The organism is Pelagibacterium lacus (genome assembly GCF_003345525.1).
In the GTDB taxonomy this organism is placed as follows: Bacteria; Pseudomonadota; Alphaproteobacteria; order Rhizobiales; family Devosiaceae; genus Pelagibacterium; species Pelagibacterium lacus.
In genome coordinates this window covers 1-2,393 of the sequence record NZ_QQNH01000059.1, presented here as the reverse complement: position 1 = coordinate 2,393, position 2,393 = coordinate 1, and the positions used below count along the sequence as shown (strand labels likewise).

Sequence of the window (2,393 nt, the reverse complement as noted above, 5' to 3'; positions counted from 1 at the left end):
CGGGCGAGAAGGTAATCGATCTCTTCCTTGGCCTTCGCCGTGAGCGTTCCGGCCGGCTTGCGCTGCCGGTCGGACGTCATCAGCCCGCGCTGCATGAGCAGGTATTTGCGCACGGCGAGGCCCAGGCCCTGCTGCTGCTCATAGCGCATCAGCGGCAAATGCGCGTCGAACAGATCATGGGCCTCCTCGCGCCTGCCCTCGGCTTGCAGCCGTACGATATCGACCAGCGCATCGGTGAAGGCATAGCCGGTCATGGCCCCATCGGCCCCGCGTTCCATCTCGAAATCGAGAAACATGGCGCCATTGCCGCACAGGATGGAAATCGCGCGCATCTCGCCGGCCGTCTGGAACCCGCGCAGGGCGGAGATCTTTTCCAGCCCCGGCCAGTCCTCGTGCTTGAGCATGACGCAGGAGGGATGGGCATTGACGATGTCGCGGATCACCGCAGGCGTCATGACCACGCTGAGCGTCAGCGGATAATCCTGGATGACCACGGGAACATCGTCCCCGATCGCTTCGATCGCCGAGGCGTAATAGCCCCTGATCTGGTCGTCGGTGCGCAGATTGGACGGGGGCGCGATCATCACGCCCTGGGCCCCCAGCTCCATCGATTGGCGCGCCAGGCTGCGCATGCTGGCAAAGCCCGGAGCCGAAACCCCGACCACCACGGGGAGCTGCGTGCGCCCCATCACCTGTTTGACGATGGCGATCGATTCGGAATGGTCGAGCTTGGGCGCTTCCCCCATGATGCCCAGAATGGTCATGCCGCTCGACCCGGCCTCGGCATAAAAATCGGTCAGCCGGTCGATCGACCGGGTGTCAATGGAATAATCGTCCAGAAACGGCGTCGTGGCGATGACATAGACCCCGCTGGCGGTGTGATCGAGCGGCACGGTTATTTCCCTTCCTTGAAGGCGTCGTAGCGCTTCTTTGTGTCTTCGTTCATCGGGTAGAGCCCCGGCAGCGCGACGCCGCGATCGACCTCGCTCATGATCCAGGCCTCCATGGCCTCCTGTTCGGGGGCTTCGGCCAGCACCTCGGCGAGCAGCGCCTGGGGGATGACCACGGCGCCATCGTCATCGACCACGATGATATCGCCCGGGATGACGGCGACCCCGCCGCACCCGATGGTCTCCTGCCAGCCCACGAAGGTCAGCCCGGCCACCGAGGGCGGCGCGGAAATGCCGTTGCACCACACCGGCAGGTCGGTGGAATGCACCCCGGCCGCGTCGCGCATCATCCCGTCGGTGACCAGCGCCGCCACGCCCTTCCTGGCCATGCGGAAGCACAGGATATCGCCGAAGATGCCGGCATCGGCCACGCCCATGGCGTCGGCGACCACCACGGCGCCCTCGGGCATGTCCTCGATGGCCGCGCGGGTGGAGATCGGCGAGCCCCAGCTCGCCGGGGTGGCCAGATCCTCGCGGGCCGGAACGAACCGCAGGGTAAAGGCAGGGCCAACAATGCGCGGCAGGCCCGACCGGATCGGCCTCGCATTGCGGATCCAGACATTGCGCAGGCCCTTCTTGAGCAGCACCGTGGTCAGCGTGGCCGTCGAGACGCCTTTGAGCGTTTCGATCGCATCCTGTGTGAGCGACATGGATCTTTCCTTCAAAATGCCGTGGCGGAGCGTTCCACGCCCGGTGCCATCAGATGCTGGCGATCAACCCGCCATCGACGCGGATCACCGATCCGGTGAGATAGGAGGCCCTGGTACTGGCGAGGAACGCGACCACATCGCCATATTCGGCCGGATCGCCATAGCGCCCCACCGGGATGCTGGCCGTGCTCTCCGCCGAAACCGCATCGACCGGGCGGCCTTCGCGCTTGGCCTTCTGCTCGTCGAGGAAGGTGATGCGATTGGTGGCGATCCGCCCCGGCAGGACGATATTGGCGGTGATCCCGTCCCGGCCCACTTCCCGGGCCAGCGTCTTGGACCAGCCGACCAGCGACAGGCGCAGGGCGTTCGAAATGCCCAGATTGGGGATGGGGGCCACGACGCCCGATGAGGTCGAGGTGACGATCCGGCCCCATTTCCGCTCGCGCATGCCCGGCAACACCGCATCGGTGACGGCGATCACCGAGACCACCATGGAGCGGAAGTATTGCTCCCACGCCTCGGGGGCCTGGCCAGCGGCGGGAGTCGGCGGGGGGCCGCCGGTATTGTTGACCAGGATATCGATGGGACCGAGCTCGGCCTCGATGGAGGCGATGTGGCCGGCAATGGCGTCGAGATCGGCGAGGTCCCAGACCAGCGGCTGTGCGACGCCACCCGCCGCGACGATGGCATCGACCGTCGCCTGGGCTGCCTCGCCATTGATATCGGCCACCGCGACCCGTGCCCCTTCCGCCGCCAGAGAGCGGGCGATCGCACCGCCCAGCCCGCCGCCGGC

General features: G+C 66.6%; 3 protein-coding genes. All 3 read right to left on the bottom strand.

Going from position 1 to position 2,393, the window contains the following annotated elements; genetic code table 11:
* Nucleotides 1–893, bottom strand: an 893-nt coding sequence (locus DVH29_RS16005; RefSeq protein WP_147276152.1) for a dihydrodipicolinate synthase family protein, incomplete at its 3' end; no start/stop codon positions are given.
* Between the two features lie 2 nt (nt 894–895).
* A complete protein-coding gene (locus tag DVH29_RS16000; RefSeq protein ID WP_114647184.1) occupies nt 896–1,600 on the bottom strand; it encodes a ribonuclease activity regulator RraA in 705 nt (234 codons plus the stop codon).
* 49 nt (nt 1,601–1,649) lie between these two features.
* Nucleotides 1,650–2,393: SDR family oxidoreductase (locus DVH29_RS15995; RefSeq protein WP_114647183.1), on the bottom strand; the 744-nt coding region annotated here is incomplete at its 5' end.